Consider the following 16,220-nt stretch of genomic DNA (forward strand, 5'->3'; position numbering starts at 1 on the left):
GGCGCAGCTGTCCGGCGTACATCGGATACGCGGCGGTTTTGCCCAACGTTTTAACGCCGGCCTTTCGGTCCATCGATACGGGTGCGCCCGCAGGAGGTCCGCCATGACGATGCGGAACTACCTCAAGTTCATCACCCGCGCGACCTCTCTCGAGTTGCTGTGGGCGGCCCACACCGAGGAAATGGCCCGCTACGGGTTTGATCGGTTGATCTATGGGTATACCCGGTATCGGACCGAGACGTCGCTCGGCGATCCGGAAGACTTTGTCATCCTGACCAATCACAGCGAGGAATATGTCGACGGGTTCCTGCATGAGGGCCTATATTTTCATGCCCCCATGCTACATTGGGCGTTAAAGCACGAAGGGGCCGGAAGCTGGCGCATGATCAACAACATGATGGCCAACCGGACGATGACGCCGGAGGAGCAGACCGTCTATGAATTCAACCAGAGAATGGGGGTCGCGGCCGGCTATACGATCAGCTTCAACTCGGTTTCGGTCCGGGCGAAAGGCGCGATCTCGCTCTGCGCGCGCCCGGGGCTGAGCCAGGCGGACGTCGACGAGATCTGGAACATCCATGGCGACGACATCCTGTTGATGAACAACGTCGCGCATCTGAAGATCCTGACGCTGCCGCATGTCGCGCCGAACCGGTCGCTGACCAAACGCCAGCGCGAGGCGCTCGAATGGGTCGGCGACGGCAAGACCACCCAGGATATCGCGGTCCTGATGGGGCTGACGCCTGCCACGGTCGAGAAACATCTGCGCCTGGCGCGCGAGGCGTTATCGGTCGAGACAACGGCCCAGGCGGTGATGAAAGCGGCGCTACACAACCAGATGTTCGTGATCGAAGCCTGATTAAAAAACAGCGAATCTGCAAGACCTTGGGCCGAGTCTGAAAACGGCAACTTACCCAAGGTAAGGAATACATGACTTTTCAGACGGCCACAAAAAATCGCATTGTGTCACTGTTCCGTGAGTGGTGGCTTTGGCCTAGGAGCTTCGGGGACTGATCCTTGCTGATTTCAAGGCTCTCTGACCCGTCCGGTTCGGGTTCGTATTTGTCCGTTGTCGAGCCGGAGAATTTGAGGGGCCCCGCCATCCCCATCTACAAGGGGCCGTCAAACAAGTCGGAGCCGCGCGATGCGCGGCTCCGTATTGGTTTCCAGCAGGCGATTGAGGTGAATCAGCCCTGTGCGGCCTTGGCCACCTCGGCGGCAAAGTCTTCCTTTTCCACCTCGATGCCTTCGCCCACTTCCAGGCGTACAAAGCCGGTGATCTCGGCGCCGACCTCTTTGGCGGCGTCGCCCACGGTCAGGTCCGGGTTGATCACGAACTGCTGGTTCAGCAGGGTGGATTCCGCGACGAACTTCTTCATCCGGCCGATGATCATCTTTTCGATCACCTGCTCCGGCTTGCCGGATTCGCGGGCGATGTCCATCTGCACCTGACGTTCCTTCTCGACCACGGCGGGATCCAGATCGACCTCGGACAGCGCGGCGGGGTTCACCGCGGCGATATGCATGGCGACCTGCTTGCCGAATGCCTCGTCACCGCCCTTGAGCGCGACCAGAACGCCGATCTTGCCCATGCCGTCGGTCGCGGCGTTGTGCACGTAGGAAACGATGGTATCACCTTCGAGCTTGGTCATCCGGCGCAGCGACATGTTCTCGCCGATGGTGGCGATCTTGTCGGTCAGGGTGTCGGCCACGGTCTTGCCGCCCAGATCGGCCGCTTTCAGCGACTCGGTGTCATCCGCACCCAGCGCCGCCTTGGCGATACCGGCGACCATCGACTGGAATTCAGCATTCTTGGCGACGAAGTCGGTTTCCGAGTTCACCTCGACAGCGACACCGGTGCCACCCTCGACGACGACGGCGACCAGGCCCTCGGCGGCGGTGCGGCCCGATTTCTTGGCGGCCTTGGCCAGACCCTTGGTGCGCAGCCAATCGACCGCAGCCTCCATGTCGCCGTCGGTTTCGGTCAGCGCCTTCTTGGCGTCCATCATGCCGGCGCCGGTGGAGTCGCGCAGTTCTTTCACCTGTGCAGCTGTGATTGCCATATCTTGGCTCTCCTCAAATCAAAGGTTGCTCGGGGCGGGTCTTAGCCCGCCCCGCATGTCAAATCCGTGACAGTGGCTCAGGCTTCGGTCGGGGCGGTCTCGGCGGCGGGCGCTTCCGCGATCACCTCTTCCACGGGGGCCTCTTCCAACGCGCCCAGATCGACACCGGCGGCGCCCATCTGTGCCGACATGCCGTCCAGCGCCGCGCGGCTGACCAGATCGCAATAGAGCGAGATGGCGCGCGCCGCGTCATCGTTGCCCGGGATCACATAGTCGATGCCGTCGGGGGAGCAGTTGGTATCGACCACGGCAACGACCGGGATGCCCAGCTTGTTCGCCTCGGAGACGGCCAGCGCCTCTTTCTTGACGTCGATGACGAACAGCATGTCGGGGGTGCCGCCCATTTCGCGAATGCCGCCCAGCGAGGCCTGCAGTTTGATCTGGTCACGTTCCATGCCCAGACGCTCTTTCTTGGTCAGGCCCTCGGCGCCGGCTTCCATGGCTTCGTCGATCTGCTTGAGGCGGTTGATCGACTGGGACACGGTTTTCCAGTTGGTCAGCGTGCCGCCGAGCCAGCGGTGGTTCATGAAATACTGGGCCGAACGTTCGGCGGCGTCGGCGACGGGCTGCTGTGCCTGACGCTTGGTGCCAACGAACAGCAGGCGACCGCCGCGGGCCACGGTGTCGCGGACCGCGCTCAGCGCCTGATCCAGCATCGGAACAGTCTGGGTCAGGTCCATGATGTGGATGCCGTTGCGCGCGCCATAGATATAGGGGCCCATGCGCGGGTTCCAGCGTTGCGTCTGGTGACCGAAGTGCACGCCAGCTTCCAGCAGCTGGCGCATGGTGAACTCGGGAAGAGCCATGCGTATATTCCTTTTCCGGTTTACGCCTCGGCGGGGGTGAGAGAAGCGGATGCTCCAACCGGCGGACCGTCAGGGATGTCTCCCCCGATCGGCCCAAACCCCACCTGCGGGTTTGAATGGCGCGGCAAATATACGGTTTGACCACAGGGCGCAACCCCCAAGCAACCGACCTTGCGAAAGGCCGTGGGAAAGACCGGTCAATAGACCGTGGCGCCGTGGCTGTCCTTGGCGTCCTTGATCTTGCGCAGCAGCCGCGCCTCGACCTTGTCCAGCTCGTCCCGCATCGCCTTTTGCACGCCGTCCACCGCCTGCGGCGTCCACCCGGTCTGACCGGCAAGCTCCTGCCAGGCCTGATTGTTGCCGGGAATTCCGGCGAACAGGAACACATGCGGATTCTTGCCGCAGGGAAGCCGCACCTCCAGCGTTGCGTGCAGTTCCTTCCAGCCTTTCGCGCCCTTCTGCTTGAGCAGCTTTTCGTAAATTCCCTTCACGGAATTGCCTTCGATCGACACCTTGCCGTTCGCGTCCGAGGTCCAGGAGTCGCTGCTCATGGTGACATGGATCTTGTTGCCGCGATAACTGCCGCTCTGCGCCAGGGTGTAGCTGCCGCCTGCGCCCAGTTCCAGAAAGCTGGCCCACCGCGCCTTGTCCGGCTTGTCCTGATCGTCCAGCGCGTCCTCCAGCGCCTTGCGCACCGAGGCGATGGTTGCGCCCTTGTCCTTCAGGCCGTCCTCGACGATCTTCTGGCGCTTGTTGTACTTCAGCTTGCGCATCTCTGCGTCATTGGCCAGCGCGCTGATGCCGTTCCGCCGCGCCTGCTCTGCCCCCAGATCGCGGCATGTCCCGACCAGCGCCTTGCGCTCTTTCGAGAAGTTCTTCCAGCCGGCCTTGCCGTTGCGGGTCTCGAATTTCTTCAACAGCGCCGGCAAAAGAATGCTTTGCGCGCTGACGCCCTTTGGCAGTGTACGGGTGATCTCGTCCTCGATGGCGCCGAGTTCCTTGCCGAAATGGAGGTTGCGGTCATTGTGAACGCTGCCCTCGATATCGTTGATCTTGGAGATATCGCTGTTCAGATCCTTGATCAGCCGCTCCAGCTTGGCCGGGTTACTGTGCAGCTCACCGCGTTTTTTGGACTTTTCCAGATCCTTCAGCTCTGCCGCGCGGCTGCGCTCGGTGATCGCGCGCTGTTTCTTGATCCTGTCCGCCGTGTCGGGGACCAGCGGCTCGTCCGCCTCGATCGCATCCAGGGCGGCGCCGATTTTCGCCTGTGCGTCCTGCAATGCCTTGAGGATCTTTTCAAAGGCCTTTTCATCGGCCTTGGTGGGTTTTTTCGGCAGGCTGACGGAAATCTTGGTCAATTTCGGCATGTAGACGTACCTTTTGGATAATCATTTTCTCGGGCCGGAAGGACCCGTGCCGCAGGGGAATCTGCGCCGGGAAATATGCAAGCCATCGTAAGGTTATCCGGAAAGATCTGACCAGAAAATTCGCAGGGATCAGTCTTCTGCTTCGGGCAGGTAGGCCTCGAGACCGGCGCGCACCAGCGCCTCGGCGGTGGACGCCAGCGCCTTGCGGTTGCCAAACGCGGCCACGATCAGGGGCTTGTGATAGACCACCTCGACGCGCCCCTGACGCGGCGCGGCTAGCGTTTTCAGAAGGTGCGGGCCGAATTCCATGTCGCCCCACCATCCATAGAATCGCGCCGGCTGACCGGTGGGGGCGTGATAGATCACGCTGACCGGCTGGACCCGCAGCGTCGGGCGCAGCGGGTCGGCGAAGAAGGCCCCGAACAGCGTGGATTTGAACGGCAGCACCCTCAGACCATCGGTCGAGGTGCCCTCGGGAAAGAACAGGAGTTTATGCCCGGCCGCCAGCCGTTCGGCGAAAAGCTCGGTCTGCGCCCGGGCCTGCCTGGGGTCGCGTTCGATAAAAACCGTGCCGGTGGCCCGCGCCAGAAGGCCGATACCGGGCCAGTTCGCCACCTCGGCCTTGGAGACGAAATAGATTCGCTTGCGCGCGTTCAGCGAGAAAATGTCCAGCCAGGAGCTGTGGTTTGCCACCACCGCGCCGGGGCCCTGCATCGGTGTGCCATGGGAGGAGAACCCGATGCCCATGATCCGGAAGGCGTTGCGGCAGACGAATTGCACGATGAAAGGGGTGATCGGCCGCCCCTGCCCCCAGATCGGAACCTCGATCAGCCGCAGCATCAGCAACAGCGCCAGGCACACCGCGATCAGCCCGATCAGCGCCGCGCCCCGGCCCAGAACCCGTAGCCACCCCAACGGCCCGATCATGATGGGGCCGGGCGGCGTGTCGCTGTCCCAGGTGGCGCTCATGCCGCGCGGCCGCCGGTGTAGATGCGGCGCTGACGCTCGTTCATCCGCGCGGTATCCAGGATAAGGCAGACATCGGTGGTGTTGAACGCGTGATCGACAAAAGCCCCTTCGCCGACGAAGCCGCCCAGCCGCAGATAGGCCTTGATCAGCGCCGGCACCTCCAGCATTGCGCGACGGCGATCGAGCCGATCCTCGGACACCAGATTCATGGTCTGGAAATGCGCCGCCTGCGCCCGCACCCGCAGGTCGGGCGGGGCCAGATGGTTGTGGTGCAGCATCGAGAGCGGCTGCGCCAGCGCCGCCACGTCGGTGCCGTGGAAGCTGGCCACGCCGAACAGGATCTCGATCCGGTGCCGCTCCACATAACCGGCCAGCGCCGACCACAGATGAAACATCGCCATGCCGCCGCGATAGTCCGGGTGCAGGCAGGAGCGCCCAAGCTCCAGCAGCCGACGGCCCGAGGACTTCAGCACCGACAGGTCGTATTCGTCCTCGGAATAGAATTGCCCGGCGGCGCGCGCCTGGTCGTCGCGCAGCAGGCGGTAGACGCCGATCACCTGCCCCGTGGCGGTATCGGAGACGATCATGTGATCGAAGAACGGATCGAAGCGGTCGCGCTCCAGCCCGGCGTCGTGATCGACCATCTCGCCGCTGCCGCCCAACTCGCGCACGAAGACGTCATAGCGCAGGGCCTGCGCCGCGCGCAGTTCCGCCTCGGTCTCGGCGATCTTGACGGAAAAGGCGGGCCCGCTGTCAGGCATCGGCATTCCTGCTGTCATTGGTTGGGCACGGATTTGCGCGCTGATACCGCATCGGCGCCCATCCGCGCAACCGGCCGGAAGGCGCGAAATGCCTTAACATTTCATCAACCTGTTTCACCCATCAAAGGCGACGACAAGCGCGACACGGGCCCCGTCGATTACGACCTTGCCGGTTTCGCGGAAATTCACGGTGATCTTGCCGCCGGCATTGGACTGCACCTGCCCGAGGCCCCATTCGGGGTGATCGGGGTGGCGCACCAGCATTCCGGGTTCGAGTATGGAGTTCAGATCAGTCATGGGCCAGTATTCCCTTATGGAGAATCCTTCACAGGTCAACCCGCAGGATGACGCGCCGGACATAGGCGCGCTGATCGCGTCGCGCATCTGCCACGACCTGATCGGCCCGGTCGGGGCGATCGTCAACGGGATGGAGCTGCTGGAGCTGGCCGGCGGCACCTCCGGCCCCGAGCAGGAATTGATCGCGCAGAGCGCCGCCAGCGCCAGCGCGCGGCTGCGGTTTTTCCGCATCGCTTTCGGCGCGGCGGGCGATCAGGCCATCGGCGGCACCGATATTGCCATCCTGCTGGAGGAGGTCGGGCGCGACGGCCGGATGCAGGTTGTCTGGACCCCCGAGGGCGCCCAGCCGCGAAACCTGGTCAAGCTGGCCTTTCTGGCGCTGCTGTGTTGCGAGACGGCGCTGCCGCGCGGCGGCAGGGCCCATGTGATCGAAGAGGATGGCGCCTGGGTTGTCACCGCCAGCGGCGAGCCGGTGACAGTCGATCCGGCGCTCTGGGCCTGGCTGGAGGGGGCGAGTCGCGCCGCCGCCCTGATCCCGGCCAGGGTGCAGTTCGCGCTGCTGCCGCAGGCGGCCACGCAGATGGGGCGCAGGCTGGGCGGCGAACATGACGCGCAGGGGCTGACCCTCAGGTTCTGAGCCGCCGGCCATGCCCGCGCCAGGACAATTGCGCGCTCGGCCGCGCGATCAGCCGCGCACGGTTCCGTCGCCGGTGACCAGATATTTGAAACTGGTGAGCTGTTCCGCACCCACCGGCCCGCGCGCGTGCATCTTTCCGGTGGCGATGCCGATCTCGGCCCCCATACCGAACTCGCCGCCGTCGGCGAACTGGGTCGAGGCGTTATGCATCAGGATGGCACTGTCCAACCGCTCGAAGAACCGCGCCACGGCTGCCGCGTCCTCGGTGAGGATGCAATCGGTGTGGTTTGAGCCATAGCGGCGGATATGGGCGATGGCCGCGTCGATGTCATCGACCGGCTTGGCGGCGATGATCATGTCGAGGTATTCGCGCCCCCAATCCTCTTCGGTGGCCAATGCGGTGCCGGCGATCTCGGCCAGCGCGCCATCGGCATGGACATCGACCCCGGCCTTGACGAGCGCCTCGATCACCGGCTTGCCGATGGTCTCGATCACGTCGCGGTGGATCAGCAGGCATTCGGCGGCGCCGCAGATCCCGGTGCGCCGGGTCTTGGCGTTCAGCACCACCTTGAGCGTTTTTTCCAGATCGGCGGCTTTGTCGATGTAGATATGAACGATCCCCTCCAGATGGGCAAAGACCGGCACCCGCGCCTCGCGCTGCACCAGGCCGACCAGCCCCTTGCCGCCGCGGGGCACGATCACATCGACGTATTCGGTCATGGTCAGCAGCTCGGACACCGCGGCGCGGTCGCGGGTGGGCACCAGCTGGATCGCATCCTCGGGCAGCCCCGCCGCCTTCAGCCCCTCGACCAGACAGGCATGGATCGCGGTGGAGGAGTGAAAGCTTTCCGAGCCGCCGCGCAGGATGACCGCGTTGCCCGATTTCAGGCAGAGTGCGCCGGCATCGGCGGTCACGTTGGGGCGGCTCTCATAGATTACCCCGATCACCCCCAGCGGCGTGCGCACACGCCGGATATGCAGGCCAGAGGGCATGTCCCATTCGGCGATCACCGCGCCGACCGGATCGTCCTGGGCCGCCACCGCCCGCAGCCCGTCGACGATGCCCTTTATGCGCGCCTCGTCCAGCATCAGCCGGTCCATCATCGCCGGCGAAAGCCCCTTGTCCTGACCGTAGGAGAGATCCTTTTCATTGGCGGCGACGATCCCGGCCCGGTGTGCCCAGACGGCATCGGCGGCCGCCTCCAGCGCCGCGCGCTTTGCCTCGGCCGAGGCGAACGCCAGCTCTGCCGCGGCGACTTTGGCACGGGCGCCAAGCGCGGCCATCAGGGCGGGGATGTTGTCCAGGTCTTTCATGTCTCGGCGCCTTTGTTCTTTGGGCGGGCCAGAGGATTTCACGCCTCCGGCGGGGATATTTGCGGTGAAAGGAGGGGTCAGAGTGCCATATCGTCCCGATGGATCAAAGCGGCGCGGCCCGGATAGCCGAGGATCGGTTCGATCTCGGCCGACTGATGGCCGCGGATTTTCCCGGCCTCGAGCGCGGTATAGCGGCTGAGGCCCTGGCCCAGTTTGTGGCCGCTCTCGTCCAGGATCGCAACCGGGTCGCCGCGCCCGAACGTGCCTCCGACCCGCGCCACACCGGCGGGCAGCAGGCTCTTGCCGTTGGCGAGCGCACGGGCGGCGCCGGCGTCGACCACGATCTCGCCGCGCGGCTTCATCGCGGCGATCCAGCGCTTGCGCGCCGCATGCGGATCGAGCTGGGCGGTGAACCAGGTGGCCGCCGCTCCCTCTTCCAGCCCTTTGAGCGGGTTCATGCGCGAGCCTTCGGTGATCGCCATGGCGCAGCCGGCGGCGGTGGCGGTCTTGGCCGCCATCAGCTTGGTCTTCATCCCCCCCTTGGACAGGCCCGATCCCGCATCGCCCGCCATTGCCTCGATTTCGGCCGTGATCTCATCGATCACGTCGTAGCGGCGGGCGGTCGCGTCCTCGTTGGGGTTGGCCGAATAGAACCCGTCCACATCCGAAAGCAGGATCAGCTGGTCGGCGCCGATCGTAACGGCCACCTGCGCGGCCAGCCGGTCGTTGTCGCCATAGCGGATCTCGTCGGTGGCGATGGTGTCGTTCTCGTTGACGATGGGCACCACGCCCAGGCCCAGCAGCGTTTCCATCGTCGCCCGGCTGTTGAGATAGCGGCGTCGATCGGTGCTGTCCTCCAGCGTCACCAGAACCTGCGCTGTGGTGATGCCGTGGGGCGCCAGCGCCTCTTCATAGGCGCGGGCCAGGCGGATCTGGCCGACGGCGGCCGCGGCCTGGGATTGCTCCAGCGGCAGGTCGGCGCGCGGCAGTCCCAGCACCCCGCGCCCCAGCGCGATCGATCCGGAGGAGACCAGGATCACATCTGCGCCCCGGGCCTTGAGCAGGGCCACATCCTCGGCCAGCGAATGCAGCCAGTCGAGGCGCAGATCGCCGCTGACCCGGTCCACCAGCAGGGCCGAGCCGATCTTGACCACGACACGTCCCGCAGTGCTCAGGGTTGCCACTGCTCTTCCTCCTGGCTGGGTTTGTGGCGCAGCCGGTCCTCGTCGATATTGGTGCGCAGCGCCCGCAGAACCTCGGTGACGCCCTCCCGGCTGACGCCGGACATCATCATGACGGGGCCGCCCACGGCCTCCTCCAGCATCTCCCGGGCCAGCGCGCGTTCTTCGTCGTCGAGAGCGTCGATCTTGTTCAGCACGGTGACGCGGGGCTTGTCGGCCAGCGCGCCGCCATAGGCCTCCAGTTCGCCGATGATGGTCTCGTAATCCTCGACCAGCGTCGGAGAGGTGCCGTCGACCAGATGCAGCAGCACCGAGCAGCGTTCGACATGGCCGAGGAAGAGATCGCCCAGTCCCCGACCCTCGGAGGCGCCCTCGATCAGGCCGGGAATATCGGCCACGACGAATTCCACGTCATCGACACCGACCACGCCCAGGTTCGGGTGCAACGTCGTGAAGGGGTAGTCGGCGATCTTGGGCCGCGCGTTCGAGGTTGCCGCGAGAAAGGTGGACTTGCCCGCGTTGGGCAGGCCGAGCAGCCCGGCATCGGCGATCAGCTTGAGTCGTAGCCACAGCGTGCGCTCGACCCCCTCCTGCCCCGGATTGGATCGGCGCGGCGCCTGGTTGGTCGATGTCTTGAAATGCAGGTTGCCCCAGCCGCCGTTGCCGCCGCGGGCCAGTTCAACCCGGTCGCCGACCTCGGACAGATCGGCGATCACCGTCTCCTCGTCCTCGTCCAGAATTTCGGTGCCCACGGGCACACGCAGCAAGATGTCCTCGCCATCCTTGCCGGTGCGCTGCTGGCCCATGCCGGGCTGGCCGTTCTTGGCAAAGAAATGCTGCTGATAGCGGAAGTCGATGAGCGTGTTCAGCCCCTCGACCGCCTCGGCGATGACCGAGCCGCCGCTGCCGCCGTCACCGCCGTCGGGACCGCCGTATTCGATGAACTTTTCGCGCCGGAAGCTGATGCATCCATTACCGCCGGCGCCGGAGCGGATATGGACCTTTGCGAGATCGAGAAATTTCATGGGCGTTCCCTAACGCAAAGGACCATACCGCCACAATCAGAGTGTTCGGCTATAGGTCCAGGTGGGGACGGTGGCGTCGCGCGCCACCGAATAGGTTTCGGCATCGCCCAGATAAGCGAAACCGCAGTGAGTCAGAACCCGCGCCGAGGCCGGGTTGTCCTGGAACACGCTGGCGAACATCGTCGCATTGCCCAGCGGATTGGCCGCGATCAGCGCCTGAACCGCCTCGGAGGCCATGCCGGTGTTCCAGTAGAGCGGCGCCACCCAGTACCCGACTTCGGACTGGTTGCGGTCCATCTTCTTCAGGCCGATCAGTCCGAGCAGTTCCCCCTCGCCGGATTTGGTGCCGTCGATGGCCCAGATATCCTCGTCGCGGGCGGGATCCTGCGCGCGGGCGACGACGGCCTCGGCCGCCCCCGGAGGATAGGGGTGCGGGATCGACGTGGTCATGCGCGCAACACGTTCGTCGCCGGCATAAAGCTCGATCAGCCCCATGTCCGAGCGCCGCAGCGGCCGCAGATCGAACCGGCCCGCGTTGATGACATCCTGCGTCGTTATCTGATCCAGCATCATCTGTCTGCTCCTCCTCCGAACATCACAGGTTATCCGGCTGGTTTCCCGGCCAAATCTCCAAACCGATATGTTTTGCCGTCCTGCCCGCCGCAAGGGTCGCGGCGCGGAGGCGTGACCAAAAGTGAAAGGGGACCGGCGGTTTCGCCGATCCCCCCAGTTGTCTACAACCCGTCAGGTTACGGCTTACTCGGCGGCCTCCGCTACCGGCAGGACCGAAATGAAGGTGCGCCCCTTGAGGCCCTTGTGAAACTTCACGGCGCCGTCAACGGTTGCAAAGATGGTGTGATCCCGGCCCATGCCAACGCCCTGGCCCGGCCAGAACTTGGTGCCGCGCTGACGCACGATGATGTTGCCGGGAATGACGGCCTGACCGCCATAGAGTTTCACGCCGAGGCGACGACCTGCGGAGTCGCGCCCGTTGCGGGAGGAACCGCCAGCTTTCTTATGTGCCATTCGTCTGTCTCCTTAGCCCTTGGCCAGATCTTTGGCCTGCTCAACCCACTCGGGCTTGATCTTGACCGCGTCGATACCAGCAATGTCGGCCTCAGACAAGGCTGCGACCTGAGCAAAACTGGTGAGGCCCGCCTCGGCCAGTTTCTTGGCGGCAGCGGGACCGACGCCGGTGATCTGCGTCAGATCGTCAGCAGCGGCCGGTGCGGCGGATTTGGCAGCAGCAGGCGCGGCAGCAGGCGCATCGCCCTTGCCGGTCGCGACCTTGATACCGGTCTTGTCTGCGCCCGCAGTCAGGATCTCGGTGATCTTGACGAGCGTCAGCTTCTGACGGTGGCCCTTGGTCCGCTGGCTGGAATGCTTGCGGCGGCGCTTGACGAAGTGGATGACCTTGTCACCCTTGATCTGGTCGATCACCTCGGCCTGCACGGCGGCGCCTTCGATGAAGGGCGCGCCGACGACCGGGCTGTCGCCACCCAGCATCAGGACATCGTTGAATTGGATTTTCTCGCCGGCATCGGCAGCCAGTTTCTCAACACGGAGCATGTCGCCCGGCTGAACCTTGTACTGCTTGCCGCCAGTCTTGAGGACCGCGAACATGGGTCTTTCCTTTTTTCTGCCGCGTCCTGTGGCCCCCCTCTGCGGGGTGTTGCGGGCCGGCATCTCAACCGGAACCACCGTCGGACAGCGCGCCCCTGCGGGCGTCATGAGAACGAAACCCGGCGCGTAGGGTACGGGCCGGGATGCGCGCTTATGGCTCCATCGCCACGGGGTGTCAACCGGATTCGGCCCTCAGATATCGCTGGCTTTCATGGCCGCCGCGATGCGCTGGCCCAGCTCAAGCGAGACCTCCTGGTAGAGATCATCGAACCCGGCGAACAGCGCCGCGTTCAGCGCCTGACCCGCCGGGCTTTCGGAAAATGCGATGTACCGCTCCAACTGCTCCGGGGCAAGCGGCCGGTAGGCCATCAGCAGATAGGCGAAGAGCCAGCTTTCCGTCTCGTCCCGCGTTTCGCTCTCTGCGTTCCAGACCTGGTCCAGGATTCCGCCTTCGTCGAGGCCCAGCATCTCGCCGTCGGCCATCCCGCGCAGGAACTGGAAATTCGCACTCATGGCGCCGGCGACATTGCGCTCGATCAGATCGTTGACCGCGACGAAACGGGTCACGGCGACAAGGCGGGCGTCGTCGCCGCCCCGCAGATCCTGATAGGCGGCGCGCGCCGCCGCCTCGGTCGCGGAATCGCGCATAGACACCCGCGCGGCAAGCTCGAGTGACAGGATCTCCTGGCCCAGCGGGCTGTCGAAAAAGGCGATGCAGGCCGCCAACTGCCCGGGGGCTAGCGCCTCGGCCAGCGCCTCGCGTATCGCGGTGGCGATCCGCCGGACCCCGTAAATCCGCGCCACCTGCCCGGCCCAATGCGCCCCGCCCCGGCCTTCCAGCATATCCGCATCGAGGCTTTGGCCATGCGCCAGCCCCTCTTCGTGCAGCGCCTGCGCCAGATCGTCGATCCGCAGCACCCGCACCAGATCCGTGACATCGGTGGCGGCGCGCGCGGCCCCTACCCCCGCAACCGTCACAGCAACGGCAACGGCACAAAGGATATTCGGGATCGCCCACACGGCCTGAAAGATCAGGCGCATCGCTCAGATGTCCTGGCCCGGCCGCAGCTCGGCCATGCGCGCGGCCAGCACCTCGAAGCGGTTTGCCATGATCTCATACTGGACGGCGTTCAGAAGCCTGTAGACCTCTTGCATCTGCGGCTGCTCCAGCGCCTCGGTATAGGCGGCAAGATCCGCATCGGAAAAGTCCCGATAGGTAAAGGCGGCGCCGGCCAGCGCCGAGGCACGGATCGCCGCGCGCAATTCCTCCTCGCCACGTTTTAACAGCGCGCGCAACTCGTCGGCATCGGCGCGCAGCTCGACCACGCCGGCTGCGCTGGCCGCCATCAGAAACCGGAACTGGATCTCCTGCAGCGCCCGCAGGCTGGTGCCGGCGGCGTCGATGGCGCCGTTCATCCGCTCCAGTAGCGCCACCCGGCCGGGATCGGAGGCGCGCAGCTCCGACAAAATCCGCTCTCCCTCGGACTTTTTCATCGCATCGTCCTCGACCATATGGGCGCGGTTTTCCGCCGCGACCAGCCGCTGGCCCAGATCGGAAGCGTAAAACTCCACCGCATGGGCCAGCGCCGCGTCGTCCAGCGTCGGCTCCAGGATGTCGAGCCCCAGTTCGCGCATCCGACCCTGGTCGAAGACCTGCTCGCTCAGCCGGCTCCATTCCGATCCGAACAGCCCCGGATCGATTCCCAGCATCTTGGGCGCCGCGCCGGCCGAAAAGGCGATGCTGTCCAATGCCACGTCAAAGCCGGTGACCTGAAGGAAGGCCGCGATCCTGTCGCGGTCGGCGGCGCGTAGCGGACCGGCGAGCGCGACAATGGACAAAAGAAGGATCATCAGCGCGGCCCGCCAGCGGCAGGGCGCCTCCGTGCGGCGGGACGAGCATGAATGGATCTGTGTCATGCGCGAAAACCTAAGCGTTTTGACGGCCCGGGCAACGGAAAATCCGGGAAAAGCGGAGTCCCGCCCAAAACGGCCCTTGCACCCCTTCGCGTTCCCCATTAAACGCACGCTCCACAGACCCCCGCGGAGAGGTGCCGGAGTGGTCGAACGGGGCGGTCTCGAAAACCGTTGTGGGTGCAAGCCCACCCAGGGTTCGAATCCCTGTCTCTCCGCCACTATCCCTGATTTCGTTACGAAATTCGGGATGGTAGTGCGAAAAACCAGATGCGTTCACTTTTTTGGACGGTGAACTTCCCGGTTTTTCCCCATGTTTATCCTTACGATCGTCCTTTCGGGTTGCGTTGACTTCAAAGGCTGAGGCGTCGCCGGTTACCGGCCTGGGCAACCATATCGACGCGCTCCACGGCGTGATCGACGCGAGTGCCGAGGGTCCGTATGGGGCTGTTTGCCGATGGCACCGGCTGTGTCAGCCTCTCACCTCGGAAGCCCCGACAGCGCCGCGGCCAAGCGCGGTCCGGCGAAATCGACGAACGCCCGCAGCTTTCGCGGCACGGTTCCGGCGCGATAGAGGATGTGGACCGGCCATGGCTCGGGCTCGGCGTCCTGCAGGATGATCTTGAGCTTTCCCTGCGCCACTGACGCCGCCACCTGATAGGACAGGACCCGCGTGATCCCGAGGCTGGCCTCTGCCGCAGCGATGGCCGCTTCGGCCGTATTGACCGACATGCGGGCTCGGATGCGGACCTGGCGTTCCGAGGCCCCCTCGCCGAAGCGCCAGCGGTCGGAGGGCATCAGGATTTCGAATGAGATGCAGTGGTGCTGCGCGAGATCCTCGGGCCGTTCGGGGCAGCCCCGCCCTGCCAGGTAATCCGGACTGGCGCAGATCACCCTGCGAACCTCGCCGACCCGGCGCGCGCGCAGGCTGCTGTCGGTCGGATGGCCGATACGGATCGCGGCGTCGAAATGCTCTTCGATCAGGCTGATCGGGCGATCGGTCTGTTCCAGCCGGACATCGACCTGCGGATAGGCCCTGAGAAATTCCGCGACCGCGGGCAGCACATGCAGCCGCCCGAACACAACCGGCGCCGAGAGGGTCAGCAGGCCCTTCGGCTCCCTGAATTCGCCCGCTGCGAGACGCTCGGCCTCGCTGAGCTGTTCGAGGATGCTGCGGCAGGCGGCCAGATAGGCCTCTCCCGGCTCGGTCAGCGTCAGGCCTCGGGCGGAGCGCAGCAGGATCCGGGTTCCCAGCCGCTCTTCGAGCTCGCTCACCCGCCGGCTGACCGTCGCCAGCGGCAGGCCGAGGCGGCGCGCCCCGGCCGACAGGCTGCCTGCATCCACTGCGGCGACAAGCATGGACATGGAATCGAAACGGTCGGCCATATTTCCATTTAATGAGAGGTCGGTTCCTGATTTTGCCAGGTTATGGCGAAAATTGGAAGCCCTATGTTCTCGGCATCAACCCGAACCAAAAGGAACGACACATGTCCCGCATCGACATTCCCGCCACCATCGACGCCGCGCCCGAAGCCTCCCGCCCGCTGCTGGACGCGGTGACCAAACTGCTCGGCAGCGCACCGAACCTGTTCCGCCTCGCCGCCAACAGCCCGGCCGCGCTGGAAGGGTACCTCGGCATCTTCGGCGCGCTGGGCAAGGGCAGCCTGCCCGCCCCCACCCGCGAGCGGATCGCGCTGGCCATCGCCGAGTTCAACGGCTGCGGCTATTGCCCGGCTTGACGCACATCAGAACCAGTTGCAGCTTTGATCCAGAATAGAGCACACGCCGGAAGTCGGTGTTCTCTTCCGTCAGGTCTTCAACGTTCGCGACATATCCGATCACGGTGTCTCTCCCGTCATTGCGTCGTCAGGACTAGCGACGAGTTCCAGCATGACACAGGCATGCTTGCGCCGCACTGATCGGCGTTAATCAAAAGCAGGAAGCCCGTGATCATGATCAATGCCGCCAGATTGCGACGCTGGCCCAGATGCTGCGACACACGGCTGGCGATTGGGTCAAACACGATCACGAGAGCAACCGCCCAGAAGACCGCACCGAACAGCGGCCAAAGAACCCAGCCAAACGCAAGAGTGACAAGGGCAATCAAGATGGCAAACGTGAGCTACCCCCCGAAATTCGGACACTGACGTAGGCTACGATTTGCGGTCTGCTGATCTTCGACGAGAAGGAGATCAGAGATGTCGAA

Annotated in this window: 19 protein-coding genes and 1 tRNA gene; 4 read left to right on the top strand and 16 right to left on the bottom strand. The window is 64.8% G+C overall.

Going from position 1 to position 16,220, the window contains the following annotated elements; translation table 11 throughout:
- Positions 1 to 103: 103 nt before the first annotated feature.
- Positions 104 to 859 (top strand): LuxR family transcriptional regulator, encoded by a 756-nt coding sequence (locus tag E1832_RS14720; protein WP_133360523.1) that lies wholly within the window; start codon positions 104 to 106, stop codon positions 857 to 859.
- A gap of 328 nt (positions 860 to 1,187) precedes the next feature.
- Here the strand turns inward: E1832_RS14720 and tsf are convergent, their stop codons facing one another.
- The 6 genes from tsf to E1832_RS14750 form a co-directional block, all read right to left on the bottom strand.
- The gene (gene tsf / locus E1832_RS14725; protein WP_133360524.1) at positions 1,188 to 2,063 is read right to left on the bottom strand and encodes a translation elongation factor Ts; all 876 of its coding nucleotides are present in this window, start codon (positions 2,061 to 2,063) and stop codon (positions 1,188 to 1,190) included.
- 77 nt (positions 2,064 to 2,140) lie between these two features.
- Positions 2,141 to 2,929: a 30S ribosomal protein S2 gene (gene rpsB, locus E1832_RS14730; RefSeq protein ID WP_133360525.1), complete on the bottom strand. Its 789-nt coding sequence runs from the start codon at positions 2,927 to 2,929 to the stop codon at positions 2,141 to 2,143.
- 197 nt (positions 2,930 to 3,126) lie between these two features.
- The gene (locus E1832_RS14735; RefSeq protein WP_133360526.1) at positions 3,127 to 4,296 is read right to left on the bottom strand and encodes a hypothetical protein; all 1,170 of its coding nucleotides are present in this window, start codon (positions 4,294 to 4,296) and stop codon (positions 3,127 to 3,129) included.
- A gap of 129 nt (positions 4,297 to 4,425) precedes the next feature.
- Entirely contained in the window at positions 4,426 to 5,265 is an 840-nt protein-coding gene (gene olsA, locus E1832_RS14740; protein ID WP_133360527.1) for a lyso-ornithine lipid O-acyltransferase, read from the bottom strand.
- Positions 5,262 to 6,026: an L-ornithine N(alpha)-acyltransferase gene (gene olsB / locus E1832_RS14745; RefSeq protein WP_133360548.1), complete on the bottom strand. Its 765-nt coding sequence runs from the start codon at positions 6,024 to 6,026 to the stop codon at positions 5,262 to 5,264. Before olsB ends, olsA begins: the two co-directional genes overlap by 4 nt.
- Positions 6,027 to 6,140: 114 nt before the next feature.
- Positions 6,141 to 6,323: a DUF3553 domain-containing protein gene (locus tag E1832_RS14750; RefSeq protein WP_133360528.1), complete on the bottom strand. Its 183-nt coding sequence runs from the start codon at positions 6,321 to 6,323 to the stop codon at positions 6,141 to 6,143.
- A 16-nt stretch (positions 6,324 to 6,339) separates the two neighbouring features.
- Here E1832_RS14750 and E1832_RS14755 point away from each other — a divergent pair, with 16 nt between their 5' ends.
- Complete coding sequence (locus E1832_RS14755) at positions 6,340 to 6,960, top strand: histidine phosphotransferase family protein (protein ID WP_133360529.1); 621 nt, start codon at positions 6,340 to 6,342, stop codon at positions 6,958 to 6,960.
- A 48-nt stretch (positions 6,961 to 7,008) separates the two neighbouring features.
- Here the strand turns inward: E1832_RS14755 and E1832_RS14760 are convergent, their stop codons facing one another.
- The 8 genes from E1832_RS14760 to E1832_RS14795 form a co-directional block, all read right to left on the bottom strand.
- The gene (locus E1832_RS14760) at positions 7,009 to 8,274 is read right to left on the bottom strand and encodes a glutamate-5-semialdehyde dehydrogenase (protein WP_133360530.1); all 1,266 of its coding nucleotides are present in this window, start codon (positions 8,272 to 8,274) and stop codon (positions 7,009 to 7,011) included.
- Positions 8,275 to 8,351: 77 nt separating this feature from the next.
- A complete protein-coding gene (gene proB / locus E1832_RS14765; protein ID WP_133360531.1) occupies positions 8,352 to 9,458 on the bottom strand; it encodes a glutamate 5-kinase in 1,107 nt (368 codons plus the stop codon).
- Entirely contained in the window at positions 9,446 to 10,480 is a 1,035-nt protein-coding gene (gene obgE / locus E1832_RS14770; RefSeq protein ID WP_133360532.1) for a GTPase ObgE, read from the bottom strand. Before obgE ends, proB begins: the two co-directional genes overlap by 13 nt.
- A 36-nt stretch (positions 10,481 to 10,516) precedes the next feature.
- Entirely contained in the window at positions 10,517 to 11,053 is a 537-nt protein-coding gene (locus E1832_RS14775) for a GNAT family N-acetyltransferase (protein WP_133360533.1), read from the bottom strand.
- A gap of 183 nt (positions 11,054 to 11,236) precedes the next feature.
- Positions 11,237 to 11,506 carry a 50S ribosomal protein L27 gene (gene rpmA, locus E1832_RS14780; protein WP_133360534.1) on the bottom strand — a complete coding sequence of 90 codons (270 nt, stop codon included), beginning with the start codon at positions 11,504 to 11,506 and terminating at the stop codon, positions 11,237 to 11,239.
- 12 nt (positions 11,507 to 11,518) lie between these two features.
- The gene (locus E1832_RS14785) at positions 11,519 to 12,103 is read right to left on the bottom strand and encodes a 50S ribosomal protein L21 (protein WP_133360535.1); all 585 of its coding nucleotides are present in this window, start codon (positions 12,101 to 12,103) and stop codon (positions 11,519 to 11,521) included.
- 192 nt (positions 12,104 to 12,295) lie between these two features.
- On the bottom strand, positions 12,296 to 13,144 hold the full coding sequence (locus tag E1832_RS14790; protein ID WP_133360536.1) for a DUF2059 domain-containing protein: 849 nt from the start codon (positions 13,142 to 13,144) through the stop codon (positions 12,296 to 12,298).
- 3 nt (positions 13,145 to 13,147) lie between these two features.
- Entirely contained in the window at positions 13,148 to 14,020 is an 873-nt protein-coding gene (locus E1832_RS14795) for a DUF2059 domain-containing protein (RefSeq protein WP_425358980.1), read from the bottom strand.
- 125 nt (positions 14,021 to 14,145) lie between these two features.
- Between E1832_RS14795 and E1832_RS14800 the strand changes: the two genes are divergently transcribed.
- A tRNA-Ser gene (locus E1832_RS14800) sits at positions 14,146 to 14,235 on the top strand.
- Positions 14,236 to 14,494: 259 nt separating this feature from the next.
- Here E1832_RS14800 and E1832_RS14805 read toward each other — a convergent pair.
- The gene (locus E1832_RS14805; protein ID WP_245514003.1) at positions 14,495 to 15,379 is read right to left on the bottom strand and encodes a LysR family transcriptional regulator; all 885 of its coding nucleotides are present in this window, start codon (positions 15,377 to 15,379) and stop codon (positions 14,495 to 14,497) included.
- 122 nt (positions 15,380 to 15,501) lie between these two features.
- Here E1832_RS14805 and E1832_RS14810 point away from each other — a divergent pair, with 122 nt between their 5' ends.
- Positions 15,502 to 15,753 (top strand): carboxymuconolactone decarboxylase family protein, encoded by a 252-nt coding sequence (locus E1832_RS14810; RefSeq protein WP_206021063.1) that lies wholly within the window; start codon positions 15,502 to 15,504, stop codon positions 15,751 to 15,753.
- Positions 15,754 to 15,869: 116 nt separating this feature from the next.
- Here E1832_RS14810 and E1832_RS14820 read toward each other — a convergent pair whose 3' ends face one another.
- Complete coding sequence (locus tag E1832_RS14820) at positions 15,870 to 16,121, bottom strand: hypothetical protein (protein ID WP_133360538.1); 252 nt, start codon at positions 16,119 to 16,121, stop codon at positions 15,870 to 15,872.
- Between the last annotated feature and the right edge of the window lie 99 nt (positions 16,122 to 16,220).

The organism is Antarcticimicrobium luteum (genome assembly GCF_004358185.1).
Lineage (GTDB): Bacteria > Pseudomonadota > Alphaproteobacteria > Rhodobacterales > Rhodobacteraceae > Antarcticimicrobium > Antarcticimicrobium luteum.